This is a genomic window from Rothia nasimurium (assembly GCF_049068285.1).
GTDB lineage: Bacteria > Actinomycetota > Actinomycetes > Actinomycetales > Micrococcaceae > Rothia > Rothia nasimurium_I.
Map to the genome: position 1 here is coordinate 1 of NZ_JBLKPV010000019.1, position 23,482 is coordinate 23,482.

Annotated in this window: 23 protein-coding genes and 1 riboswitch; of the genes, 10 read left to right on the top strand and 13 right to left on the bottom strand. The window is 58.0% G+C overall.

Going from position 1 to position 23,482, the window contains the following annotated elements:
• The coding region (locus ACMXX3_RS11555) for an LPXTG cell wall anchor domain-containing protein (RefSeq protein ID WP_421084860.1) at positions 1–311 on the top strand (311 nt) is incomplete at its 5' end.
• Positions 312–442: 131 nt separating this feature from the next.
• On the opposite strand, the gene ACMXX3_RS11560 is transcribed toward ACMXX3_RS11555, so the two are convergent.
• Both ACMXX3_RS11560 and ACMXX3_RS11565 read right to left on the bottom strand, forming a co-directional pair.
• The gene (locus ACMXX3_RS11560; RefSeq protein WP_421084861.1) at positions 443–2,464 is read right to left on the bottom strand and encodes a prolyl oligopeptidase family serine peptidase; all 2,022 of its coding nucleotides are present in this window, start codon (positions 2,462–2,464) and stop codon (positions 443–445) included.
• 65 nt (positions 2,465–2,529) lie between these two features.
• Positions 2,530–3,372 carry a VOC family protein gene (locus tag ACMXX3_RS11565; RefSeq protein ID WP_421084882.1) on the bottom strand — a complete coding sequence of 281 codons (843 nt, stop codon included), beginning with the start codon at positions 3,370–3,372 and terminating at the stop codon, positions 2,530–2,532.
• A gap of 249 nt (positions 3,373–3,621) precedes the next feature.
• Between ACMXX3_RS11565 and ACMXX3_RS11570 the strand changes: the two genes are divergently transcribed.
• Positions 3,622–5,844 carry an NADP-dependent isocitrate dehydrogenase gene (locus tag ACMXX3_RS11570; RefSeq protein WP_421084862.1) on the top strand — a complete coding sequence of 741 codons (2,223 nt, stop codon included), beginning with the start codon at positions 3,622–3,624 and terminating at the stop codon, positions 5,842–5,844.
• Positions 5,845–6,213: 369 nt separating this feature from the next.
• On the opposite strand, the gene ACMXX3_RS11575 is transcribed toward ACMXX3_RS11570, so the two are convergent.
• On the bottom strand, positions 6,214–6,765 hold the full coding sequence (locus tag ACMXX3_RS11575; protein ID WP_421084863.1) for a hypothetical protein: 552 nt from the start codon (positions 6,763–6,765) through the stop codon (positions 6,214–6,216).
• 15 nt (positions 6,766–6,780) lie between these two features.
• A riboswitch (SAM riboswitch) is annotated at positions 6,781–6,896 on the bottom strand.
• 280 nt (positions 6,897–7,176) lie between these two features.
• Here ACMXX3_RS11575 and ACMXX3_RS11580 point away from each other — a divergent pair.
• The 4 genes from ACMXX3_RS11580 to ACMXX3_RS11595 all read left to right on the top strand — a co-directional run bounded on the left by ACMXX3_RS11580 (position 7,177) and on the right by ACMXX3_RS11595 (position 10,133).
• Positions 7,177–7,875 carry a DUF6318 family protein gene (locus ACMXX3_RS11580; protein ID WP_421084864.1) on the top strand — a complete coding sequence of 233 codons (699 nt, stop codon included), beginning with the start codon at positions 7,177–7,179 and terminating at the stop codon, positions 7,873–7,875.
• Entirely contained in the window at positions 7,875–8,189 is a 315-nt protein-coding gene (locus ACMXX3_RS11585; protein WP_421084865.1) for a hypothetical protein, read from the top strand. Before ACMXX3_RS11580 ends, ACMXX3_RS11585 begins: the two co-directional genes overlap by 1 nt.
• Before the next feature lie 265 nt (positions 8,190–8,454).
• Entirely contained in the window at positions 8,455–9,156 is a 702-nt protein-coding gene (locus ACMXX3_RS11590) for a DUF6318 family protein (protein WP_421084866.1), read from the top strand.
• Positions 9,156–10,133: a hypothetical protein gene (locus tag ACMXX3_RS11595; RefSeq protein ID WP_421084867.1), complete on the top strand. Its 978-nt coding sequence runs from the start codon at positions 9,156–9,158 to the stop codon at positions 10,131–10,133. The genes ACMXX3_RS11590 and ACMXX3_RS11595 overlap by 1 nt, the downstream gene beginning before the upstream one ends.
• 64 nt (positions 10,134–10,197) lie before the next feature.
• Here ACMXX3_RS11595 and ACMXX3_RS11600 read toward each other — a convergent pair whose 3' ends face one another.
• On the bottom strand, positions 10,198–10,818 hold the full coding sequence (locus ACMXX3_RS11600; RefSeq protein ID WP_421084868.1) for a thymidine kinase: 621 nt from the start codon (positions 10,816–10,818) through the stop codon (positions 10,198–10,200).
• Positions 10,819–11,004: 186 nt separating this feature from the next.
• On the opposite strand from ACMXX3_RS11600, the gene ACMXX3_RS11605 reads away from it, so the two are divergent.
• Positions 11,005–12,657, top strand: coding sequence for a cation:proton antiporter (locus tag ACMXX3_RS11605; protein ID WP_421084869.1), 1,653 nt, complete (start codon positions 11,005–11,007; stop codon positions 12,655–12,657).
• Positions 12,658–12,802: 145 nt separating this feature from the next.
• Here the strand turns inward: ACMXX3_RS11605 and ACMXX3_RS11610 are convergent, their stop codons facing one another.
• Both ACMXX3_RS11610 and ACMXX3_RS11615 read right to left on the bottom strand, forming a co-directional pair.
• Positions 12,803–14,281 carry an amino acid permease gene (locus tag ACMXX3_RS11610; RefSeq protein WP_421084870.1) on the bottom strand — a complete coding sequence of 493 codons (1,479 nt, stop codon included), beginning with the start codon at positions 14,279–14,281 and terminating at the stop codon, positions 12,803–12,805.
• 144 nt (positions 14,282–14,425) lie between these two features.
• Entirely contained in the window at positions 14,426–14,881 is a 456-nt protein-coding gene (locus ACMXX3_RS11615; RefSeq protein ID WP_421084871.1) for an OsmC family protein, read from the bottom strand.
• 142 nt (positions 14,882–15,023) lie between these two features.
• Here ACMXX3_RS11615 and ACMXX3_RS11620 point away from each other — a divergent pair, with 142 nt between their 5' ends.
• Entirely contained in the window at positions 15,024–15,851 is an 828-nt protein-coding gene (locus tag ACMXX3_RS11620) for an AzlC family ABC transporter permease (protein WP_421084872.1), read from the top strand.
• Positions 15,844–16,170 (top strand): branched-chain amino acid transporter permease, encoded by a 327-nt coding sequence (locus ACMXX3_RS11625; protein ID WP_421084873.1) that lies wholly within the window; start codon positions 15,844–15,846, stop codon positions 16,168–16,170. The genes ACMXX3_RS11620 and ACMXX3_RS11625 overlap by 8 nt, the downstream gene beginning before the upstream one ends.
• A gap of 86 nt (positions 16,171–16,256) precedes the next feature.
• Here ACMXX3_RS11625 and tpx read toward each other — a convergent pair whose 3' ends face one another.
• Positions 16,257–16,751, bottom strand: coding sequence for a thiol peroxidase (gene tpx / locus ACMXX3_RS11630; RefSeq protein WP_421084874.1), 495 nt, complete (start codon positions 16,749–16,751; stop codon positions 16,257–16,259).
• Positions 16,752–16,874: 123 nt separating this feature from the next.
• On the opposite strand from tpx, the gene ACMXX3_RS11635 reads away from it, so the two are divergent.
• Entirely contained in the window at positions 16,875–19,250 is a 2,376-nt protein-coding gene (locus ACMXX3_RS11635) for an ATP-binding cassette domain-containing protein (protein WP_421084875.1), read from the top strand.
• 65 nt (positions 19,251–19,315) lie between these two features.
• Here ACMXX3_RS11635 and ACMXX3_RS11640 read toward each other — a convergent pair whose 3' ends face one another.
• The 6 genes from ACMXX3_RS11640 to ACMXX3_RS11665 all read right to left on the bottom strand — a co-directional run bounded on the left by ACMXX3_RS11640 (position 19,316) and on the right by ACMXX3_RS11665 (position 23,414).
• Positions 19,316–20,029 carry a hypothetical protein gene (locus tag ACMXX3_RS11640; RefSeq protein WP_421084876.1) on the bottom strand — a complete coding sequence of 238 codons (714 nt, stop codon included), beginning with the start codon at positions 20,027–20,029 and terminating at the stop codon, positions 19,316–19,318.
• 160 nt (positions 20,030–20,189) lie between these two features.
• The gene (locus tag ACMXX3_RS11645; protein WP_421084877.1) at positions 20,190–21,563 is read right to left on the bottom strand and encodes an MFS transporter; all 1,374 of its coding nucleotides are present in this window, start codon (positions 21,561–21,563) and stop codon (positions 20,190–20,192) included.
• Positions 21,564–21,587: 24 nt separating this feature from the next.
• Complete coding sequence (locus ACMXX3_RS11650) at positions 21,588–21,944, bottom strand: zinc ribbon domain-containing protein YjdM (RefSeq protein WP_421084878.1); 357 nt, start codon at positions 21,942–21,944, stop codon at positions 21,588–21,590.
• Between the two features lie 141 nt (positions 21,945–22,085).
• Positions 22,086–22,493: a hypothetical protein gene (locus ACMXX3_RS11655; protein WP_421084879.1), complete on the bottom strand. Its 408-nt coding sequence runs from the start codon at positions 22,491–22,493 to the stop codon at positions 22,086–22,088.
• 223 nt (positions 22,494–22,716) lie between these two features.
• Positions 22,717–23,076 carry a DUF86 domain-containing protein gene (locus ACMXX3_RS11660; RefSeq protein ID WP_421084880.1) on the bottom strand — a complete coding sequence of 120 codons (360 nt, stop codon included), beginning with the start codon at positions 23,074–23,076 and terminating at the stop codon, positions 22,717–22,719.
• Positions 23,076–23,414: a nucleotidyltransferase family protein gene (locus ACMXX3_RS11665; protein ID WP_421084881.1), complete on the bottom strand. Its 339-nt coding sequence runs from the start codon at positions 23,412–23,414 to the stop codon at positions 23,076–23,078. The genes ACMXX3_RS11660 and ACMXX3_RS11665 overlap by 1 nt, the downstream gene beginning before the upstream one ends.
• Positions 23,415–23,482: the final 68 nt, after the last annotated feature.

The following is a 23,482-nucleotide window of genomic DNA, read 5'->3' on the forward strand; positions in this document are numbered from 1 at the left end:
GCATCAACGGCGAAGGCGTCACCCACGAACTACCTGAAGGGGTGCTGACGGCTAAGGGCGAGAGCGTTAAGGCTGAAGAGAAGCCGACCATTGACCCCGCAACCGTAGTCACCACCTCGTCCGAGACCAAGACCGAAGCCAAGGCCGAGGCTACTAAGTCAGAAACCAAAACTGAGACTGCAAAGACCGAGGCAGCTAAGAAGCCTGAGCTAGCTAAGACCGGTGCATCCGATGCAGCACTCTTGGCTCTGGGTGGCCTGAGCGTCCTGGGTTTGGGTGCCGGTGCTGTTCGTGCAGCCCGTCGCGCCTAAGCTAGGCCAGATTTGACTCTAGCTCAGTAATTACCGTCAGGTAAGAGCAAAACTATGAGCAAAAAGGGCGCCTATCCCTGTAACGGGGTAGGCGCCCTTCACTATGCAAGTATCCAGGGCAGACAGAGAGCCTACCCCAGAATCTCAGGGGCCTGGAAGTCCTGGCCCAGCAGGTGCTGGTTCAGCCAGGCGGTGAAGACCCGGTACCAGAGGCGGGAGTTGCCGGGCTTAAGTATCCAGTGGCCCTCGTCCGGGAAGTAAAGATACTTGTGGCCTAGATCCGGTGAGTGCCGCTGCAGGTCAGCCCAGAGGTGGTGGGCCTGGCCAATGGGCACACGGTAGTCCTTATCCCCGTGGATCACCAGCATGGGCGCTGCAATCTCTGCAGCCGTGTGGCAGGGAGAAATCGCGTGGCCTTCCCCGCCGTGCTCAATCTTCCACTCGTGCCACATGCCGTTATCTGAGAGGAAGTACATAGTGCCGTAATCCCAAATGGAGGCGTGGGTGACGTAGCACTTGAAGCGGGTTCCAGCCCGGCCTGCTACCCAGCTGGTCATGAAACCGCCGTAGGATCCGCCGGTAAAGGCGGCATTGTCGCCGTCGATATCCGGGCGTTTTGATACTTCTTCTACCACCTGCATGATGTCGGTATAGGGGGTGCCGCCCAGGTCGTCGCCACCGCGGTCCAGCATGTGCTGGCCGTAGCCGGTAGAGATTGCGGGGTCGGGTAGGAGCACGGCGTAGCCTGCTTCGGTGAAGACCCAGGGGTTCCAGCGGTAGGTCCAGGAGTTCCAGGAGCCCCAGGGGCCGCCGTGGGCAAAGACCACCAGCGGCCGGGGGGCCTCAGCGTCCCCCTCGGGCAGGGCCAGGAAGGATGTAATCTCGGTGCCGTCTTCCGCTGTTGTCGTGAAGCGTTCAAGCCGTCCCGGGGCAGCGAGTTCATCACAGGGAGCCGGAATCCGGCTGACCTGGCCGCTGGCCGGATCAATGCGGACGGGGTAGGCAGAATGCTGGTGGGAGTCAGCCAGGGCCACCAGGGCCCCCTCGTTGTAGGCCAGGGCCGAGAAGTGGGTTGCACCGTCATCGACCAGGGGGCGGGTTGACCCACCCACTGAACCGGTAAAGATGGCAGTAGCCCCGAGGTGGTCGGTCACGAAAGCGTATCGGGTGGAATCGAGCCACACGATCTCCCCTGCCCAACGGTCAATATCGCGAGAGAGCTCGGTCATGCGACCGGTTTCGAGATCGTAGTAGTTGGCCTGAACCGCGATGGACTGGCCGGGCAGCCAGCGGCGTACTACGCTCAGGGCCAGGCCCTGGCCGTCGGGGGTGAAGGCTCCTGCTGAGAAGTCGTGGGTGTCGGTGGCTTCAGCAATCAGGCGGGGCTCGGTCTGCCCGGCTAGGTCCACCAGCCAGGTGGAGTAGCGTTCGTGGATTCCTCGGACCTTGGTCTGCATGGTCACAGCTGCCAGGGTGCCGGCCGGGTTGACAGTGAAGCCAGAGATAATGGCGCGGGGGCCACCGGGCAGGGGTAGGCGGGTAGCTTCGGCCTCGCCGTCCTTCACGAAAAGGGCGCGGACGCCAGTACCCAGGTCGTGGTCCCAGAAGCGGGTGGGGAACTCGGTGTAAAGAACCCCGGAAACGCCTGAGCTCTCGCGCTCATCGAGAATTTTTGCCTGTTCTTCAAGGGTGCCCCGGTGGGCCTTGGCGGTGAAGATATACCGGGGCCCACCGTCACGGTCCCGGACCTCAAGCTGCTCTACTCCCCCGGGCCAGGTGAACACGAGCTCAGGTTCCCCGTGCTCTGGCAGGCGATAGACGGCCTTGAGGCTCTTGGATTCTGCCTCGTCTACGTCCTTGCCTAATCCCAGGTAGAGGGTGCCGCCATCGGTCATGGTGAGGACGGAGGCGCCCGACTCAGGAGCGGTCAGCGGGTAGGCCCGAGTTGCGTTCTTGCCAGGAAGGGACCAGAGGCGGGGGCGCCACTTTGCGCCGTCCTTATTCAGGGTGTTGACGGTGAGCACCGGGTCGCCGGTGCGGCCTGCGGCAAGCCCTACCATGCGGGGGTGCTCAATCAGCCGGGCCAGGTAGGTTTCGCTGGCGCTGGTAGTGGTTGAGGTATCAGAGGCAGTGGGATAATGTGAATCTGTCATACCTTCCAACATACCCACCTGTGACCTACCACTCAAGCACCAGCGTCCTACCGCTTCACAAGCTCTTAAGCTCCCGCATGAGCCCGCAGAAGATTATTCCAGGGATCCTTGAAGGTTAGAGTCTGCCCCTCTAGGGTCGAGGAGATACCGTGAAATCGCAGGCGGTCAGCTAGGGCATCAAGGGAATCCTGGCCGGGGAGGGTCAGGTTCACCATCCCCAGCCCCAGGGTGTTTTGCCGGGGGTTTGCCCCGAGGGAATTCCAGACGTTCATGGCCATGTGGTGGTGGTAGCCACCTGCTGACACAAAGACAGCCGAATTACCAAGACCTGCCGTCCGGTCGAAACCCAGGGCATCTACATAAAAGGCCTGGGCGGTTTTGACGTCGCCAACCTGCAGATGAACATGCCCCACAGAGCCCAGGTAGGCCGGGTCTTTCTGCACTTCCAGCGCTATGTCTTCGTCAGTTAGATGCTCACGAATGAAGGCTGCCGGGTCAATGTGGAGGGTATCCATGGACACTTCGCCGTTGACCCAGCTCCACTGGTCACGAGGACGGTCGATGTAGAGCTCTACGCCGTTGCCCTCCGGGTCTGAAAAGTAGAAAGCCTGGGAGACTAAGTGGTCACCGGAGCCCACATAACGGTCTCGATAGTAGGTAAATCCCCGCACGAGGGACCGGGCCAGGTCTGCGGGGGAAGCAAAGAGCACCGCAACGTGAAAGAGCCCCGCTTCGGTTCGGGCCGGGTGGCGCAGTGAAGGGTCGTGTTCCAGGGCAAGGAGCGGGACGCCTCCTAGTCCCAGGTGGACGGCGCCGTCTGAGCTGGGTAGCTCCTGTAGGCCGACGCCCTGGGTGTAGTAGCGGTAGACCGCCGCCATATCTTTGACCTTGAGCCGCACATGCCCCATAGAGGTTGCAACGGGTAGTTTTTGGTCGGATTTGTGGTGGGTGGCTGATAGCTTATCCACGGTTTCCCTTTCGTGTTCTGGATGAATTCCAATAACAAATTACTTTACATGTAAAACAATAGGCGCAGGTGGGAGGGTAGGCAATATTCGTCACAAAAGCCACCAGCAGGGCAAATTTTAGAGAGCTGGGGCACAGCGTTGTATTCTTTTAGAGGAAACCGCCCACACGCGACAAGGGAGACGCCCTCCATGGCAAAGATTATCTACACCCACACCGACGAAGCTCCGCTGCTGGCAACCTACTCCTTCCTGCCCATTCTGGAGTCCTATGCTTCAACCGCCGGTGTTGAGGTAGAAACCCGCGATATTTCACTTTCAGGCCGCATCCTGGCCCAGTTCAGCGATATTCTCCCTGCTGAGCAACAGGTTGCGGACGCCCTCACCGAACTGGGCGAGCTAGCCAAGACCCCCGAAGCTAACATCATCAAGCTGCCTAACATCTCAGCGTCCGTGCCCCAGCTCAAGGCCGCTATCGCTGAGCTGCAGGCCAAGGGCTTCGCTATCCCCGACTACCCCGATGAGGTTGTCACCGAAGAAGATAAGGACGTCCGCGCCCGCTACGACCGTGTCAAGGGCTCAGCTGTGAACCCGGTTCTGCGCGAGGGCAACTCAGACCGCCGCGCTCCCCTGTCTGTTAAGAACTACGCCCGCAAGAACCCCCACTCCATGGGTGCCTGGTCAGCAGATTCTAAGACCAATGTTGCAACCATGGGCCACGACGATTTCTTCTCCAACGAGAAGTCCGTGATTATTGAGGCTGACGACACCCTGAAGATCCAGCACGTTGGCACCGACGGCACAGTGACCGTCCTCAAGGAATCTGTGCCCGTACTGGCCGGTGAAATCGTTGACGGCACCTACATGAACGTGGCTGAACTTGATAAGTTCCTGGCCGAGCAGGTTGCCCGCGCCAAGGCTGAGGGTGTGCTCTTCTCGGTGCATCTGAAGGCCACCATGATGAAGGTGTCAGACCCCATCCTCTTCGGCCGTGTTGTACGCGCCTACTTCTCAGAGCTCTTTGAGACCTACGGTGAGCAGCTGGACGCAGCTGGCCTCAACGGCAACAACGGCCTGGCCGCTATCATCTCCGGTATCGATACCCTGCCCGAGGATATCCGTGAGGACGTCCGCGAGCTGATCCACAAGGGCCTGCAGGAAGGCCCCGAGCTGGCCTACGTCAACTCCGATAAGGGCATCACCAACCTGCACGTCCCCTCAGACGTCATTGTGGACGCTTCCATGCCCGCTATGATTCGTACCTCCGGTCAGATGTGGGGCGCAGCCGGTCAGCAGGCCGACACCCTGGCCGTCCTGCCCGATTCTTCCTACGCTGGCGTCTACCAGACCGTCATCGAGGACTGCCGTGCCAACGGCGCCTACGACCCCACCACCATGGGTACCGTGCCCAACGTGGGCCTGATGGCGCAGAAGGCTGAGGAATACGGATCCCACGACAAGACCTTCCAGCTTGAGGCGGACGGCAAGGTTCAGGTGGTGAACTCTGCCGGTGACGTTCTCATCGAACACGAAGTTGCTGCCGGTGATATCTGGCGCGCCTGCCAGACCAAGGACATCCCCGTTCAGGACTGGATCAAGCTGGCCGTCACCCGCGCCCGCGACTCTCAGACCCCCGCGGTCTTCTGGCTCGATAAGAACCGTGCCCACGACGCAAACCTGATTGCCAAGGTCGAGAAGTACCTGCCCGAGCACGATACTGAGGGCCTGGATATTCGCGTCCTGGCTCCTGCTGAGGCAACCCAGTTCTCTATCGACCGCATCCGCAAGGGTGAGGACACCATTTCGGTCACCGGCAACGTGCTGCGTGACTACCTGACCGACCTCTTCCCCATTCTGGAACTGGGCACCTCAGCCAAGATGCTGTCCATTGTTCCGCTGATTAACGGCGGTGGCCTCTTTGAGACCGGTGCTGGCGGTTCTGCCCCCAAGCACGTTCAGCAGGTTCTGGAAGAGAACCACCTGCGCTGGGATTCTTTGGGTGAGTTCCTGGCCCTGGCTGCTTCCTTTGAGCACCTAGCAAAGACCACCGGTAATGCTTCTGCCCAGGTTCTGGCTGACACCTTGGATAAGGCGACCGGTACTTTCTTGAACGAGAACAAGTCACCTTCCCGCCGCGTGGGCGAGATTGATAACCGTGGTTCCCACTTCTATCTGGCGAAGTTCTGGGCTGAGGAGCTGGCTGCTCAGGGTGAGGACGCCAACCTGGCGGCTAAGTTCGCCCCGGTGGCTGAGGCTCTAGCTGCCAACGAGGAGAAGATTGTGGCTGAACTGTTGGACGCCCAGGGCTCCCCCGCAGATCTGGGCGGCTACTACAAGCCCGAGGACGCCAAGGCATCAGCGGTGATGCGCCCGAGTGCGACGCTGAATGAAGTGGTGGATGGGTTGAAGAAGTAACCCAATACGCGACTTGCGGGGTTTCCTTCGAAATGCGGTATAAAGAACCGCATTTCGAAGGAAACCCCGCATTTCGTTAAGGACTCTGTAACTTGCTATCTGTTGCTGGTAGTCCTTGCTGCCCATTTTCATCAGTGAAATGATGGCGGGTGGATTCGATGTAGGCATGAGCCCTAATGCCAGTGGGTTTGTGGCAACACAACACCAGTGCCTTATCTACCACCTCTCGTCGTTTCCAACCAGGTCACAAAAGCTACCCAAAAGGCTCCACAGGAATAACCTGCGGAGCCTTTTGAGTTTCCCTGTAAACGATAGAGGAAAGTGTTAGCGGATCTCTCCCCCACCGTCTGGAGCTTAGGCTACACCTGCTTAGATGTGGGTAAAGTGCTTGGTTGGGATTGACGAGCACGGGTCCAGCGGCTCAAACGAAAGATGAGCCAGCCTCCTCTCGTTACCCTTACTGCAGGCCAACAAGAGGTGCTCAGAATTCCACATCAGAACCGGCAAAAAATCACTAATCGTACGCTCACCAAAATCACGCCGAATACCCTCAGCTACCTGCACAGCCTTCTCAAAAAAGTTCAACCTCACTGGATCATGGTGCCCAAAAGCCTGCTCACCAGACTCCGTCCGCAAGGTAACACAGGCACCAACCACCTTCACGATCTCCACCTTTTCCCATACCATGGCGTGGGCATGCAAACCGAGGAAAGAGTTAACCCCGTGTCCTGGGCTTTCCAGCGCACAAGAAACCCGTTCGGTAACACTTCCTGGCTCTTGGATCAGTTCAAGCCGTTCTAAATCGGAGAGACTAGACCAATCAATGTCGGCGGTCAGGAAGTTAAATTCCTGCTCAGAATCCTGGTTTTCAGGACGATCATCGGAGAAGGAATCAGTGGAAAAGAAAGATGAATTACCCATGGTGGGCTCCTTAGAAAAACGCTCTTTCACCGTACCTTGTGGCAGGTGACCGATTTTCCTTTGAGGGCACCGTCTGCGTCAGGCGGTTGCCAGCCAACAAGTCAAAGGGCTTATCGTTGGGCTTCTGAATCGTGCTTGATACTCTAGCAGGCCTCGCAGGCTCATGCAAGCCCTCTGCAACTGATGTATAGCTATCAGCCACATTTAATTCATTGAACGGGTTGAGCTAAACCTGTGGACAAATTGTGCTCTTACCTATTAACACCATGAAACAAACCCCTCAACTGCTTGCGTCTACCTGCCCCCATCGATAAAACTAAATATCAAAGACCCAAGCCAGACCCACCCCACAGGTCAGCCGGGTCAAAAATTCCCTGAACAAAGACGTCACAGGAAAGGGCACCCAACCCTATGAATATTCCCAAACTCCACACTCAGCTTGCTGCTTTGGCTCTAACTTCCTTCGTACTTACTGGCTGCGGAAACACCACCCAAACCGCACCCCTACCAGAATCAACTGCAAGCACCACCGCAACCAGCGCAGTTCCCGCAGCAACTGCTCCTGCTACGACAGAATCAGACCAGGCCACAGCATCCCCCAGCCAAGCCTTCTCCGGTGGATCCAAAGCCCCCGAAGGTGAGTATCGAGTGGCAGATGAATACGGCCCAGCCCAGAATGTTCCCAAGCCGGTGGCTCCTGCTGGGATGCATGTTGAGTCGCCAGACGCTTTGTTCCTTTTTATTGAGTATTGGAATGATATGCGGAACTATGCCAACCAAACGGGAGATATTTCTAGTATTCAAACCCTTGTCGATGAATCTTTTGAACAGGAGCAAGGATATTATGAGGCGCTTGAAGAAATTTACGCATCCGGTGGTTGGGTTATTGGAGGAAATCGAACCATCCACTACAACAAAGACCTTCTTATTGCGGAAGGTAATGGAAGATATTCAATAGGATCTAATTTTGAACTCGAAAATTCAGTTTTGTGGTACAACAATGAAGCGCGAGCCTACGATAACTCTCAGAATATCTACCGCGGAATCATGCTGACGGTGCAATTCAATGACGGTTCATGGCGTGTTCTTGCCGCAAATGAGGTCAATTAATGAATTGCAAATACACAGGTCTTTCGGTTGCTCTGCTCCTTACTCTTACATCGACAGCTGCTTTTGCAAACTCAAGTGGTGAAGCAAAAGAGTCAGAATTCGAAGTAAGTGTTGACGGTGTTGTAGAAATCTTTGAAAATGCACATTCTGGTGATATTCGAAAAGGTAAACTGGATTTAATAGATAATCTAGGAACGGATTCAGGGGCTGCCGTCCGCCTTATCTACTTCGACACCCCCACCAACCCCAACCACGCAGCCCTCCAAAAAGGCACCGCCCCCACCCCAGGAACCTACTGCCTAACAATCAAATAAACCCTCGCTTCCCCCCCCCCTCCCAGCAAAACACACTGCAGTTAGGCCAACTTCACCGAACAAAACGGTTAAACCTGTGGATAACTTGCCCTAGTACCCCGTAACACCCAGACACAAACCCCCAACCACTTGCACGCTTAGCCCCAACCCGATAAAACTAAACACTAAAGACCCAAGCCACAGGCGCACCCCACACGCTACGGCTACAACCAGGTCTTAACCAAACCCCTGAACAAAGACGTCACAGGAAAGGGCACCCAACCCTATGAACACCCCCAAACCCCACACCCTGCTTACAACCCTGGCAATAACCACCTTGGTACTCACAGGCTGCGGAAACACCACCCAAACCGCACCCCTACCAGAACCAACAACAAGCAGCACTTCAGCCAGCACAGCAACAGACACTGCAACTAGTACAGCCACCACAGCCCCGGCCCAAGCCAGCGCTTCACCTAGCCAGGCCTATTCTGGCGGTTCTAAAGCCCCCGAGGGTGAATACAGGGCTGCTGATGAATTTGGCCCAGCCCAGAATGTTCCCAAGCCGGTGGCTCCTGCTGGGATGAATGTCGAATCACCCGAAGCCATGCTTCTGTTTATCACCTATTGGCAAGATATGAGAAATTATGCATACCAAACTGGTGATACGTCAGATGTGAAGTCACTCGTCGATGAATCACACTCGAAAGAACATGAATTTTATACGGCTTTGGAAGAGATTTACTCATCCGGTGGTTGGGTTATTGCCGGTGGTCTGACAATTCATTACAACAAGGACTTGATTGTCTCCCATGGTAACGGTGAGTACTCAATCGGAAGCAACTTTGAAGCAGCTGATTCTGTTCTCTGGTATGGCGAGAAGGCAGTCTATAACGATAATTCTGACTCTATCTATAGGGGTGTAGATTTTCGCCTAAAATTTCATGATGGAAAATGGAAAGTTCTCAGCACAAAGGAGATTAACTAGTGCGATTTAGAGAATTTTCTGCTTCTTGTCTAATTGTTCTCGGTGCCATGGCTATGATTCCGGTGGCTTACGCTGAGTCATCGGGTGAAGTTGATGGTGATGGATTTAAGGTTGATATCCTTGAAAGATTTATTAATTCTGAGGACAGTATAGATAAATCGGATGAGACTCATTCCGAATATGAGGTCCAGGAACAGGGGCTGTCGGCTGCCGTCCGTCTCATCTACTTCGACACCCCCACCAACCCCAACCACGCAGCCCTCCAAAAAGGCGCCCCCACCGCCCCAGGCACCTACTGCCTCGCCACCAACGGCAACCTCGGCACCCTCAACCTCGTCCCACCCGACTGGGCCGACGGATCAGACACCCCCTACAACACACCCCAAGGCACCATCGGCTGCATCCCCCTCACCCCCACCGAACTCCAAGACGCAGGCCTAGAACTCACCGAAGAAAACGGCCAACCCGTCCTACGCACCACCCGCATCACCCTCACCACCCACGACTTCAACACCTTCCCCATCCAAGCCACCACACCCCACCAAGACCGAGCACCCCACACCCTCAAAAACTACAACACCAACTTCTGGGCCAACCCCAACCCCCAAGAATTCACCCAAACCATCAACGGCCAAAACGTCACCCTCAAAGCCACCCCAGTGAGCTACACCTTCGACTACGGCGACGGAACCACCCTGGGCCCGGTCACCTACCCCGGCTACCAGTTAGGTGAAGAAGTGTGGGATGAGCAGACTCCGACCAGCCACCGGTATGAGAACACCGGTGAGTACTGGTTTACTTTGGCCACGGAGTATCGGGGTGAGTATTCGGTCAATGGTGGGCCCTGGCAGGTGATTGAGGGGACGGTTGTGCGGGTGAGTGAGCCTCAGTTGGTGAATGTGTGGCGGTTGAAGGTGGGTTTGGTGGCTGAGGATTGTGCTGCTAACCCGGACGCCTGGGGCTGTGCCAACAGTTAGTCCCTGAAACAGATGGCATAGCTCTGCCCGAATCTCCTGCCAGGTGAGCGGGCAGAGGCCGTCCTTACTGGTAGAGCTTGCCGCCCGATTCTTCCAGGTAGCAGGTGGGGCACAGCGACTCGTAGCCCACATGTACGCCGTCAATGGCCACCTGGTCGCCAGCAAAAACAAACTTTCCGTCAACGGTGCGGCCGTTAAAGAGCGCCTTCCGTCCGCACCTGCAAATAGTCTTCAGCTCTTCCAGCGTATGGGCAATCTCCAGCAAGCGGGCAGAGCCGGGGAAGGCCCGCGTCCTAAAGTCCGTGCGAATGCCGTAGCACATCACCGGAACGTTCTCTTCCACCGCAATCCGCATGAGATCATCCACCTGCTCAGCGGTCAAGAACTGGGCCTCGTCCACCAGCAGGCAGGAGACAGGCAGGTGCCAGTGCATCCGGTCATCATCGGCATTAGGCTCAGCAGCAGCATGGAAGAGATCGCGCACCGAGTCCTCAGCACCCACCAAAAAATCAGCCTGGCGGGTCACCCCCAAGCGGGACACAATCTCAGTATCACCCTTGGTATCCACCTGCGGCTTGGCCAGCAGCACCCGCTGGCCCCGCTCCTCATAGTTATGGGCAGCCTGCAGCAGCGCAGTAGACTTGCCCGAATTCATGGCACCAAAACGGAAATAGAGCTTAGCCACGCGGCCACACCTTTCAACCCAGAACACTTACACAAAAACAAAACCAAACCCCACTATTCTAGCCCGCCCCCCACCCCAGCGGGTGAGGGACGTCCGCACCTCGAACGCCAACCAGCGGCCACTGAAGCTAGCCAGCGCCCAGTAAAATTTTAGAGAAACAACCCAAGCCCAACCCCAGGGAGCCCTATGTCCGAATATATCCCCTACCTCCTGGTTCCGGTCCTCTTTGGCCTGCTGGCCAAAATGATCAAGCTCCCACCCCTCCTCGGTTTTCTTGCAGCAGGCATCGCCTTGAACTTCGCTGGCTACGAAGAACTTGGAATCATTACCGAGCTGGGCGACCTCGGCGTCACCCTCTTGCTCTTCACTATCGGCCTTAAGCTGGACGTCCGACTGCTCCTGCGCCGGGAAGTCTGGCTGACCAGCTCCATCCATATGGTCCTCACCACCCTCTGCGGGGCCAGCCTGATTCTCTTCCTCCTCACCCTGGGACTCGGCGCAACCGGTACCCTGGATCTCTCCCAGGCAGCAATCCTCGGCTTCGCCCTTAGCTTTTCCTCAACCGTCCTTGTCGTCAAAACCCTGGACGAACGATCCGACTCCCGCTCCCTCTACGGCCGTACAGCCATCGGCATCCTCGTCATTCAGGACCTCTTTGCCGTGCTCTTTGTTGCCGCCACCGGCGAGCACTCCCCCAGCCCCTGGGCCGTCCTGCTCCTTCTGCTCATTCCAGCGGCCTGGATCTTTAAAAAGGGCCTGACCCGCGTCGGCCACGGGGAACTTCTGGTGCTCTACGGGGTGGTCATGGCCTTCGTCCCCGGCTACTGGCTCTTTGACTTCTTCCACGTCAAGGGCGATCTTGGCGCCCTCGTCATGGGTATGCTGCTGGCCAGCCACCCTAAATCCAACGAGCTCTCCCACACCCTGCTCTCCCTCAAGGAGTTCATGCTCATTGGCTTCTTCCTCTCCATCGGGCTCTCAGCCACCCCTACCCTGGACCAGGCCCTCTTCGGCTTCATCCTCCTACTCCTGATCCCGATCAATACCGCAGCCTACGCCCTGATCCTCCGCTTGACGGGCCTCAGCCCGCGTACCACCACGCTCACAGCCCTGACCCTCTCAAACTTCTCAGAGTTTGCAATTATCCTGGTCGCCATGACCAGCGCTACGGGTCTGGTCGATGAGTCCTGGATGGTGACCTTCTCCCTGGCTGTCTCCTTCAGCTTTGTGCTCTCTACCCTGCTCAACATGCGCGGTTCCAAACTGCCCCGCAAGATTGCCAGCCTGATCCCGGCCGTCCCCGAACACAAAATGCACCCCGAAGAAAGGCCCGTCGATTTCGGCGACTCCCAGGCCATTATCATCGGTATGGGCCGTCTGGGTACCGCAGCCTACACCACGTTGACCGACCGATACGGGCTCAAGGTCATCGGCATGGACAGCTCCGAGCCCCGAGTCGATGCCCTCACGGCCAAGGGTTACCGGGTCCTTGAAGCCGACGCTACCGACCCGGCCTTCTGGCGCAGGGTCACAGCAGCCGAAAAGGTCGAGCTGGTCCTACTGGCCATGCCGGCCCACGGAACAAACGTCGATGCCATGCAGCAGGTCATTGAGGCCGGTTCAGAGGCCGTCATTGGCGTCGTAGCCCAGCACGTTGATGAGCTGCAGGAACTCGATAAGCTGGGGGCAGATTCCGTCGTCAACCTCTACTCAGGTGCCGGTGAGACCCTGGCCGACAACGGCTTTGAGGCCATGCGCCGCCGCTTCTACCCCGAGGCAGGGGCTACTCCCACCCCTAACCCCCGCACCGGTAGCATCCCGCAGGTTGCCCAGGGGTAGGACGTCCCCGCCCCGCCATTAAGGGGTTCGGGCCAGCCCCTGGTTGCCAAGCCCAGGGGCAAGCCCGGTGTGAAAAAGAGCCCGGCCCGTATCAATCTAGCTGATACGGGCCGGGCCCTCAGTCTCTGGGAAAGGCTAGACCAAGCTACTTGCCTGCAACCTCAAGACCGGAGACGTCCATATCCTTGAGCGGAATAGTCTTGGAGCCGGTGACCAACCGGTGAACCAGCCAGACACCGATAATGATGGGCAGGCCGATGTAGGCTGAGACAACCTCGAACCAGTGGCCTGCGAAGACCGCGTTGTAGTTCTGGCCAGCGATGACCAGCAGACACATAAGCAAGGCGACAATGGGGCCCAGGGGGAAGAGGGGGGCCTTGTAGGGCAGGTCGTTGACGTCCTTGCCCTGGGCAATGTAAGCGCGGCGGAAGCGGTAGTGGCAGATAGCCACGCCCACCCAGGTGATGAAGCCTGACAGGCCAGAGATGTTGATCAGCCAGGTGTAGGCTGAGCCTTCACCCACAATAGCGGAGATGAAGCCAAAGAGGCCGATCGCAGCGGTCATCAGCAGGGCGGGCATGGGAATACCGCGGGCGTTGACCCGGGCGAAAATCTTAGGAGCCCGCCCCTCAAGGGCCAGGGCGTAGAGCATACGGGATGAAACGTAGAGGCCGGAGTTACCTGCTGAAAGGATTGCAGTCAGAATGACGGCATTCATAACGGACGCGGCGAATGCGATACCCAGGTTTTCAAAAACCATGGTGAATGGTGAGTAGGCGATGTCGGTTGCGTCAGAGCGCAGCAGGTTGGGGCTGGTGTAGGGAATCAGGGTGCCGATAATGGCGATAGCCCCGATGTAGAAGAGCATAATGCGCCAGAAGACGCTCTTGAGGGCGCGAGGCACATCGCGGCGGGGATTCTCGGATTCACCGGCGGCAACACCGATCATTTCGGTGCCCTGGAAGGAGAAACCGGCGACCATGAAAATAGCCAGAATCGAGAGGAAGCCGCCCTTGAAGGGGGCTTCGCCTTCGGTCCAGTTGGCAAACCCGGTGTCGTGGTTGCCCAGAATACCGAAAATCATGGCGACGCCGGCAATGAGGAAGACAATAACGGTGACCACCTTAATGGTCGCCAGCCAGAATTCTGATTCGCCGTAGGAGCGGGCGGAGAGGATGTTAATGCCCAGGATAATGGCCAGGAAGACGCCTGCCCAGATCCAGCCGGGGACGTCCGGGAGCCAGTAGGACATGATGACGCCAGCTGCAACCAGTTCGGCAGCGACGGTGATCGCCCAGTTGAACCAGTAGTTCCAGCCCATGGCGAAGCCGAAGGAGTCTGAGACGTAGCGGGAGGCGAAGGTCTGGAAAGAGCCTGCTACGGGCAGGTTAGCGGCCATTTCGCCCAGGGACTGCATGAGCAGCAGCACCATGATACCGATGAGGGCGTAGGCCAGCAGGGCGCCGCCGGGGCCTGCTTCTGCGATGGTGGAGCCGGAGGCAACGAAGAGGCCGGTGCCGATGGCGCCGCCGATAGCGATCATGGAGAGGTGGCGGCTTGCGAGCCCGCGTTTGAGCTCTTCTTTGGTCTGCCCGGTGGGTGCAGACTGCGCTTCAGTAGACATGAAGTGGTTCTACTTTCGGTGGTAATGAGCCCCCAACAGTTTTGCTTAGGGGGCGTAAGACAACCTAAAGATTACCACCGGGGTGAGACTTGCCCACCGGGCGACCAACGTGATTTATCTTTATCTCAGCTGGGGCAGGAACCGCTAGTGAGCGTCCTTGTTCTCGTTGATGAAGGTAACTGAAGCCCCGTGCTCAACGGTACGGGAGACGGTGCAGTCCTTTTCAGCTGAGAGTTTGATGAGGCGGTCGACCATGGCCTGGGCTTTTGCGCCATTGTCGGTGGCGGGGAAGCGGACGTTGAAGCTGATTTCAATATCGTCCATGCGGACGGCGCCGTCCTCGTCCTGGCGGATGCCGGAGGCTAGCACCTCAAAGGTTTCGGGTTCTTCCTTGCGGGAGGTGACGACGTCCACATCAACAGAAGAGCAGCCAGCGATAGCTGCCAGGAGTAGTTCAACGGGGGTGAGTAGGCCCTCCCCCTGGCCGAAGTCGAGGGTAGCGCCCTTGGGGTTGGTGGCCCGGTAGTGTTTGCGGGCAATCCGCTCGACGGTGACGGCCCGGTAGTTGGGGTCCTGGTGGCGGGTGGGGTTCTCGGTCATGGGATACCTTTCATTTCGGGTAGGGGTGCGGACGCCGGTAGTAGGGTAACAAGCGGGAGAGCCAGTTTTATTTCAAGCAGGGCAAACAGGGGCATTTGAACTGAAAGTTGGAATAACTCTAGTTTTATCTAAACTTATTCCTATGCACCAGCCCAAGCCCTCCCCGTCCTCCCCAGTACAGGCACCAGCCGACCCGGAGCGTCCTGACACAGAAGCGAAAAATCAAGCGTCCGCTGGCCCAATCTCAGGAGAGCACCCGACCCAGCTACCGGGGGAAAGCGGATTTCGAGAAGGCCTGCGGGTATCGGCTGTGCTCTGCGTCGGCTTTGTGGTGATGGGCATGGGCCTTGGCGTGCTAGTAGCCTCGGTGGGCCTGCCCTGGTGGGTGGCCCCTGCCCTCTCCGCTATTGTCTTTGCCGGTTCGGTGGAGTTCCTGCTCGTCGGGATGATTGCCTCAGCTGCCCCGCTGAGCCTGATTGCCTCAACCACCCTGCTCATGAACGCCAGGCACCTGGTCTACGGAATTTCCTACCCCCTACAGAATGTCAAGGGCAACCTGGCTAAGGTGCTTGCGGTGTATATGCTCTGCGATGAGGCCTACGCCCTCAACACAGCCCCGGGTTCCCAGTCCTTCCGCAGTTCCCGGATTATGACAGTCTCGGTGCTGCTGTGGGTCTCCTGGTGGGGTGGATCAACACTTGGCGCGATCTTGGGGGCAACCTTCCTCTCCCACCTGCAGGGGGTGGACTTCGTCATGACGGGCATGTTTCTGGTGCTCTCCATTGACGCCTACCGGGCCGTCAAGGACAGAATTACCGCCACCCTGGCTATCATCTCGTCCCTGACTGCGATCATTCTAGCTCCCCATTCCATGCTGCTGGTCTCCCTGCTGACCCTGGTGGTTCTGCTAGTCATCCGCCACCTGGTGAGCCAGCGAACCGCACAATCCTCGGAGGCGCCCCTTGCCTAGCACCGGCTACATTCTCACGGCCATCGGCCTTGCAGCTGCCATTACCTTTACCCTGCGATTGATTCCCTTTGGCGTCAAATCAGCCCTCAAAAACTCAGCCCTGGTGACCAACCTAGCGGTATGGCTGCCGATGGGGGCTATCATCTGCTTAGGTTTCTACGTCATGGCTGAGATCGATTATTCCTCCCGCGAGGCGGCCCTGCCCTACCTGGCCGGTGCGGTCGTCACGGTGGCCACTCACCTGTGGCGCAAGAACCTGGCCCTCTCCCTGATTGCCGGCACCGCCACCTGCGTCCTCCTAGCCAACTGGGTTTTCTAGGACCTCACTGACGTAAAGCCGGGCTGGCCCGTCCTGCCTTGAAGGGGTCAGGACGGGCCAGCCCGGCTTAGGGGCAAACTGAGGGTTTAGAGAGCGGCCAGGGCAGCTTCGTAGTCAGGTTCGGTGGGGATTTCATCGACCAGCTGGGTGTGGACAACCTCACCGGCAGCGTTAATGACGACGATGGAACGGGCCAGCAGACCGGCCAGGGGGCCGTCGGTCATGGTCACGCCGAAGTCCTTACCGAAGGAGTCGCGGAAGGCAGAAGCAGCAACCACGTTTTCAATTCCTTCAGCACCGCAGAAGCGGCCCAGGGCGAAGGGGAGGTCGTGGGAGACACAAATAACGGTGGTGTTCTCCAGACCGGCTGCCTTCTGGTTAAAGGTGCGGACGGAAGTAGCGCAAACGCCAGTGTCGATAGAGGGGAAGATATTGAGCACCAGGTTCTGGCCAACAAAGTCAACGGAGTTGACGGTTTCCAGGTCAGTATTGACCAAGGTGAAAGCAGGGGCAGCTGAGCCCACTGCGGGCAGTTCGCCGATGGTGTGGATGTCGGTTCCATTCAAATGTGTAGTAGCCATACCCCCATTGTGTCCCAGCTAACCAGGCGGTGCAAGGTCTTCCTCTCTCAACTTAATGAAACAAACCCCCAGCCTGCCGGTAAACTAGCTTTCACATCACTCACAGACTTCAAGGGGAACGCTATGCCCACCCAGGCCCTCCACCCGGCAGATACCTACCAGACCATTAGAATCACCGGGGCTCGCAATAACAACCTCAAAAACGTCTCAGTCGAGATACCCAAGCGCCGCCTGACGGTCTTCACCGGGGTATCAGGATCCGGCAAGTCCTCCCTGGCCTTCGGGGTGGTGGCAGCCGAATCCCAGCGGCTCATCAACGAAACCTACTCCGCCTTCGTCCAGGGTTTCATGCCCCACCAGGACCGGCCTGAAGTTGATTCTATCGAGGGCCTCACCAGCGCCATTATCGTCGACCAGGAGCGCCTGGGTTCCAACCCGCGCTCAACTGTGGGCACCGCCACCGACGCCCTGCCCATGCTCCGTATGCTGTTTGCCCGCGTCGGAACCCCCAACCTGGGCTCCCCCACAGCCTTCTCCTTTAACCAGGCCAGCGTCCAGGCCACCGGGGCCCGCAAGGTGGGCGACGGTAAGGTGGAGCATGTAACTTTCTCCCGGGCAGGCGGCATGTGCAACCGCTGCGAAGGCCTGGGCCGCACCAGCCAAATTGACCTGACCGAACTCTTTGATGAAAACCTGACCATGGATGACGAGGGCTTCTTCAAGGTCCCCGGTTTCTCTACCAGCGGCTGGTCAGCCCGCCTCTACAAGGAATCCGGGCTCTTCCCCACAGATGTTCCGGCCAAGGACTTCACCGAGCAGCAACTGGCGGACTTCCTCTACAAGGAACCCACCAAGATGAAAATTGCGGGCATCAACATGACCTATGAGGGTCTGGTACCCCGCATTGAAAAGTCCATGCTCTCCAAGGACAAGGAGGGTATGCAGGCCCATATCCGCACCTTCGTCGACCGGGCTGTTACCTTTATTTCCTGCCCCGACTGCGGTGGAAGCCGCCTCTCCCAAGCTGCCCTAGAATCCAAGGTCAACGGGGTGAATATTGCCCAGCTCTGCGATATGCAGGTCACCGACCTGCTGGCCTGGGTACGTCAGCAGGAAATTCCCGAAGTCGCGCCCCTGCTTGCTGCCCTAGAACACCTGCTCGACTCTATGGTCACCATCGGCCTCGGTTACATTGCGCTCTCCCGCTCGGCCTCCTCCCTCTCCGGCGGCGAAGCCCAACGCGCCAAGATGGTCCGTCACCTTGGCTCCCCGCTCACCGACGTCACCTACGTCTTCGATGAACCCACCGCGGGCCTGCACCCGGCTGACGTCACCAAGATGAACGAACTGCTCTTGCGCCTGCGCGACCGGGGCAACACCGTCCTCGTCGTTGAACACAAGCCCGAAACCATCGCCATTGCCGATCACATCATCGATATGGGCCCAGCAGCCGGTTCAGCCGGTGGCACCGTTGTCTATGCCGGGGCCTTCGAGGGGCTCAAAAAGGCAGATACCGTCACCTCCCGCCATTTCTACGACCGACAGGGCCTTAAGGACGAAGTCCGCCCGGCTACCGGGGCCCTCAAGGTCACGAACGCAACCTGCAACAACCTCACCGGCGTCTCCGTAAACTTCCCGCTGGGCGTCCTCACCACCGTCACCGGTGTAGCAGGATCCGGCAAATCCTCCCTCATGACCGAACTGCTCGACCAGCATTCCCAAGCTGAAGAGCGGATCGTCTTCATCGACCAAACCCCCATCAAGGGCTCCCGCCGGTCCAACCCGGCTACCTACACCGGCCTGCTCGAACCCATCCGCAAGGCCTTCGCCAAGGCCAACGGGGTCAAGCCCGCCCTCTTCTCAGCCAACTCCGAAGGGGCCTGTCCCGAGTGCAAGGGAACCGGCGTGATTGAAACCCAGCTGGGATTCGTCGAAAAATCAACCGCCCTCTGCGAAGCCTGCGAGGGCAAACGCTTCTCCCCCGGCGTGCTGGAATACCGCATGGGCGATAAGAACATCAGCGACGTTTTGGCCCTCTCAGCCGCTGACGCCCTCACCTTCTTCACGGCAAAGGACACCAAATTAGCTGCAGCCGCTAAAATCCTGCAGCGCCTAGTCGATGTAGGCCTGGGCTATATCACCCTGGGCCAGCCCCTCTCCACCTTCTCCGGTGGCGAGCGCCAACGCATTAAACTAGCAACCCACATGGCTGAACCCGGCGGCGTTTACATCTTCGATGAGCCCACTACCGGCCTGCATCTGGCCGATATCCAGCAATTCCTTGGCTTGCTTGATCAACTAGTTGACGCAGGAACCACCGTCATCTGCGTTGAGCACCACCAGGCGGTTATGGCCCATTCAGACCACATTATCGATGTTGGCCCCTCAGCCGGCCACGACGGCGGCCGTATCGTCTTTGAAGGCACCCCCGCCGAGCTGGTAGCTGCAGGAACCATTACCGGCGAGCACCTGGCGTCCTACCTCAGCTCAGAAAAATAGGCTCACAGAAAGGCCCCCACTCCTTCCAGGGTGTGGGGGCCATTTATTCATACTAGGAGTACCAATTACTGGACAATACCGATCGAGTTTTCAATCTTTTCCAGGAACTCGGTGCTGTCTGACTGCTCAATCAAGATCGCAGCGTGAAGCAACTCAACGCCGTTATCGATGGTGTAAATGTATCCAGGATTATTGCCGGAGGCGAAACGAACCTCAGAGCGAATTACCTTGACGCCATCCGGACGGGTGTAGGAGGTGGTGTTGACGGTTTCGTTAATCTTCCAGGCTGGCTTCAGACGCTCAACTGCTTCTTTTTCAAGTTCTTCGGCAGAGCGGCCATCGGGGGAAGTGAAGGGGGTGCCTACCATTAGGCGTCCGAGGGCTTCGTCACCAGTGGTGTAGTGGGTGTACTGGTGGACGAAAATTTCAGGCTGGCTGGGAGTTTCGTCCCTGACGTAACTCTCGGGGACGAAATAAGCGACCCTATCCTGGGTGATGTATTCGCCGGGGAAGTTTTCAACTGGCTCAGCCGGTGTTGCTTCCTCGGTAGGAGTCTCTTCGGCAGGTGACTCTTCAACTGCTGGTGTTTCGGTAGCCTCAGGTGTGGGTTCTGCGGTGGGAGTTTCAGTGGTGGCTTCAGCAGTGGGGGTGGGGGTAGCTGTGGCTGAGGCGCTTGCGCTTGTCGTAGCGTCGCTTGTTGCTTCCTGGGTTGAGCCACCGCAGGCGGTGAGCAGGGCAAGGGCGGCAGCCGAGAGAAGCAGTAAGGGTTTCTTATGCATGAGTGTGTCCTCTAGTTAATATTTCAATTCGGCTATACATTCTAGGTTTTGGGAAGATTCCCTGCCAGGCCTTGGGCTAAAGTGTGGGCAAGGACGCCTACGTCCTACCCGCCTCTGTGAGGTTTCCGGGGTGGGGCTGGGCGTCAGCATCAGCTGCGCTTTAGCGACGGGCTTGGAGGTCCCGTTTGGCTTTGGGGTACAGCAGGGCCATCATGAGCAGCCCGGTCAGGACGACGGGAATGTGGCTGGCCATTGCCCAGCGGAAGGGTTCAAGGGCGTAGGTGTCGGGGGTGCCTGCGCCGAGCCGGTCGAGAATAAGACCAATGAGGAGGATGGAGATCAGGGCCCCGACGAAGCCACCCATGTTGGCGATACCGGTAGCAATCCCCCGCTGGGTGGGCAGAACATGGGCCCGCACGACTTCAAAGGCGGCCATTGATACTGGCCCGTTGACTCCCAGGGTTATTGCCGCCAGGTAGAGGGCCCCCATGGGGGCTTGGCCAGGCCAGAAAAAGATAGTTGACCAAGTTGCCAGATTCAGAAAGGCGCTGGCCCAGGCGATGTGTACCCGGTAGGGGGCGAAGCGGGCCAGCAGGGATCCAGTGAAGAAACCGGCGATGATAATGGTAGCGATGACAGTGCTCAGTACGCCGGAGGCCTGGGCGGTACTGTAGCCCAGCCCACCGGTCATAAAGGGCATTCCCCACAGGAGCATGAGGGAGAAGATCATGGAGGCCGTTGAGTAGTGAATCCAAAAGGCTAGGCGCACCCCGGGGTAGGCCAGGGCCTCCCGGACGCTGTAGGCAAAACTTAGCTTTTTGTCTTTATTCGGGCGGGTGTCTTCCCCGGTCAGAATCGGCAGGGAGTCGGTGACCGGGTAGGGATGGTCGGCTCGGGCCGCGCTGAGACTTGCCTTACCGCCATCCTGCCCCGCCGGACGTCCTTTCCCTGCCTTGAACAAGGAGCCAGCCAAGCTCGGGGTGGTGGGTGAGGATCGCAGTATCATGACGGCCAGGGCCAAGATAGTAGCCCCAATGAGGGCCAGGGTGAGAAAGCCCCCTCGCCACCCCAGCCCGTTCACGAGGAGCACCAGCGGGGTAACAGCCAGAAGCTGGCCCATCTGGCCCACGTTGGCACTGATCTGGTTGACAACAGGTATTTGCTTGGGCGTAAACCAGTCAGAGATCAGGCGGATGAGGCTCACAAAAACACAGGCGTCGCCGCTTCCCACTAGCAGGCGGGCCAGGACGGCAGTGGGCACCGAGTCGCTGAGAGCAAGGACGGTTTGCCCCGCCGTCATGAGGGTCAGGCCCGTAGCTATAAGGACGGGGGCTCCCTTCCGGTCAAGGAGGGCTCCGACGGGCACCTGGCAGCTGGCGTAGACCACGAGCTGCAGCACGATGAAGAGGGAGACGACTGTAGCTTCTACCCCGAAATGGGTTTGGGCAGTAGCTCCTAGGGCGGAGAAGGAGCTTCGGTTCACGATGGAAAAGACGTAGGCGGCGATTGCCACCGCCCAAACCAACCATTTCATGGGCAGGTGCTGACTTTCTGGCGGTTAGGAGGTCTTTTTGACGACTGAGGATTTGAGGTACATTTGCCCTGCGCCGGGCACCTTGGCTTCAATGTCGTGGCCGTTGACGGGGCTTTCAAGCAGGCGGATGCCACGCACCTTGGTGCCGGCCTTGATGTCTGCGCCACCCTTGACCTTGAGGCCCTTGGTGATGGTGACGGAGTCCCCGTCTGCGAGGGGGTTACCGACGGAGTCGAGAATCTGGGTAGCTGCCTCTGCGGTATCATCGGACTCTGTTTCAGCCCATTCGTGTCCGCACATGGGGCAGACCCAGAGGTCCCCCTGCTGGTAGGAGTACTCTTCGGAGCAGGCGGGGCAGGCGGGGGCGGTTTCTTCGGCCATGATGGACTCTTTTCTGTGGTCTGATATGTGCTTTCCATTATCCCAGGTAGTAGCCGGTGCTTGGGTCATTCTGACCCTGCGGATATGGAAAACCTCCCGCCCCTGGGATCAGAGACGGGAGGTCAAGAGCTACCGGTGAGTTTATGCTGCCGGTTGGGGACCTTCATCTGCCATGTCTGTAGCAGGGTCAGAGACGACGTCGGCTGGGGCTTCGTCTACGAGTTTTTGGGCTTTCTTGTGAGCCTTTGCTTCTGCACGGTTTTCTTTGATGTCAGAGGCTTTAGCCTGGGCCTTTTCTGCGCCTGCGGCAGCTGCTTCCTTAGCCTTTTCGGTTCCGGCTACAGCTGCTTCTTTGGCTTTTTCGGCGACGACGGGGGCCTGTTCCTTGATTGTTTCTTCGGCGGTCTTGAGGCCGTTTTGCACCTTGGGGTCGTTCCAGACGTTAGCGGCCTGGGTCTTGATTTTTTCGTACTGGCCGCGGCCTGCGCGGGCACCGAGCACATAGCCGATACCTGCACCGGCGAGAAACGCTAAACGGGCTTTCATCATTCATCCACTTTCATCAGGGGGCTTGGCATTTCCATGGTATCAAAGCATGCTTACCAATGCGGGACTAGACACAGCAAACTTCCAGTGATCCACATGTGACACCTGCACCCACCAGGCCGTATTGCACCAGTAAATCTCCTACCACCACATGTAAAAGATAAGCAAAACCCTCCCGGCGCGTATCCACACACCGGGAGGGTTATAGATCTCAAGGGTCAAAGAGCTAGTCGCCGAAGCGGAATTCCACCACGTCGCCGTCCTGTCCAAGGACCTCTATGCTTTCTAAGCAGTGCTTCAGCGGTGGGAGATAAACCCTAACTACTTCAAAAACCAGCTCAATGTCCACTCCAAAATACTCATGAACCAGGATGTTCCTCAGACCACGAATCTGTGGCCATGGAATCTCTGGATAAGCTTCGGTTATGGTCTCCGGGAGGGTTTTGACGGCGTCACCAATAATCTGAAGATTTCGTTCAATCGCGTCCTCCCCCATCCTCACGAGACGAGGGTCTGAAGAGATGAGCTGAAGATAGTCCTCGCAGTTACTGATAGCGCACAAGATATCATCAATGCGCTGGCTCACTAGTCTTGCCATAGGGGAACTGCCTCAGCCAGGGCCTGCTGCGAAACCTGACCTTTAAGGAGCTGAAGAGGGAAAATATCGACCCGCTGAGTACCCAAAAGGTCACGGGTTTCCTCCATGAGCCCCGCTGCCCTCATCAAGACGTTTCCATCAGCGGGGTCCATCTCTACCAGAATGTCCAAGTCACTCTCTGGGCCAGCGGTGCCCCTGGCAACCGACCCAAAAAGCTGGGGATTAGAGGCACCGTAGCGGTCCAGCAGTTCCGTGAATGACTGCCAGTGGGTCTGAAGTAAAGACCTGCGCTCTTGGCTTTCTCTGCTTAGACTTCTAGTGCTCATACCCACAGTTTACCTATTCACTTCTGAGAAAAGATAGGGATTTTCACTTCAATAAAAGGTGGCTGGTA

Coding starts and splice junctions, on each gene's coding strand:
- ACMXX3_RS11560 (WP_421084861.1), bottom strand. CDS start 2,464: ATGACAGATTCACATTATCCCACTGCCTCTGATACCTCAACCACTACC.
- ACMXX3_RS11565 (WP_421084882.1), bottom strand. CDS start 3,372: ATGGGGCATGTGCGGCTCAAGGTCAAAGATATGGCGGCGGTCTACCGC.
- ACMXX3_RS11570 (WP_421084862.1), top strand. CDS start 3,622: ATGGCAAAGATTATCTACACCCACACCGACGAAGCTCCGCTGCTGGCA.
- ACMXX3_RS11575 (WP_421084863.1), bottom strand. CDS start 6,765: ATGGGTAATTCATCTTTCTTTTCCACTGATTCCTTCTCCGATGATCGT.
- ACMXX3_RS11580 (WP_421084864.1), top strand. CDS start 7,177: ATGAATATTCCCAAACTCCACACTCAGCTTGCTGCTTTGGCTCTAACT.
- ACMXX3_RS11585 (WP_421084865.1), top strand. CDS start 7,875: ATGAATTGCAAATACACAGGTCTTTCGGTTGCTCTGCTCCTTACTCTT.
- ACMXX3_RS11590 (WP_421084866.1), top strand. CDS start 8,455: ATGAACACCCCCAAACCCCACACCCTGCTTACAACCCTGGCAATAACC.
- ACMXX3_RS11605 (WP_421084869.1), top strand. CDS start 11,005: ATGTCCGAATATATCCCCTACCTCCTGGTTCCGGTCCTCTTTGGCCTG.
- ACMXX3_RS11610 (WP_421084870.1), bottom strand. CDS start 14,281: ATGTCTACTGAAGCGCAGTCTGCACCCACCGGGCAGACCAAAGAAGAG.
- ACMXX3_RS11615 (WP_421084871.1), bottom strand. CDS start 14,881: ATGACCGAGAACCCCACCCGCCACCAGGACCCCAACTACCGGGCCGTC.
- ACMXX3_RS11620 (WP_421084872.1), top strand. CDS start 15,024: ATGCACCAGCCCAAGCCCTCCCCGTCCTCCCCAGTACAGGCACCAGCC.
- tpx (WP_421084874.1), bottom strand. CDS start 16,751: ATGGCTACTACACATTTGAATGGAACCGACATCCACACCATCGGCGAA.
- ACMXX3_RS11635 (WP_421084875.1), top strand. CDS start 16,875: ATGCCCACCCAGGCCCTCCACCCGGCAGATACCTACCAGACCATTAGA.
- ACMXX3_RS11640 (WP_421084876.1), bottom strand. CDS start 20,029: ATGCATAAGAAACCCTTACTGCTTCTCTCGGCTGCCGCCCTTGCCCTG.
- ACMXX3_RS11645 (WP_421084877.1), bottom strand. CDS start 21,563: ATGAAATGGTTGGTTTGGGCGGTGGCAATCGCCGCCTACGTCTTTTCC.
- ACMXX3_RS11650 (WP_421084878.1), bottom strand. CDS start 21,944: ATGGCCGAAGAAACCGCCCCCGCCTGCCCCGCCTGCTCCGAAGAGTAC.
- ACMXX3_RS11655 (WP_421084879.1), bottom strand. CDS start 22,493: ATGATGAAAGCCCGTTTAGCGTTTCTCGCCGGTGCAGGTATCGGCTAT.
- ACMXX3_RS11665 (WP_421084881.1), bottom strand. CDS start 23,414: ATGAGCACTAGAAGTCTAAGCAGAGAAAGCCAAGAGCGCAGGTCTTTA.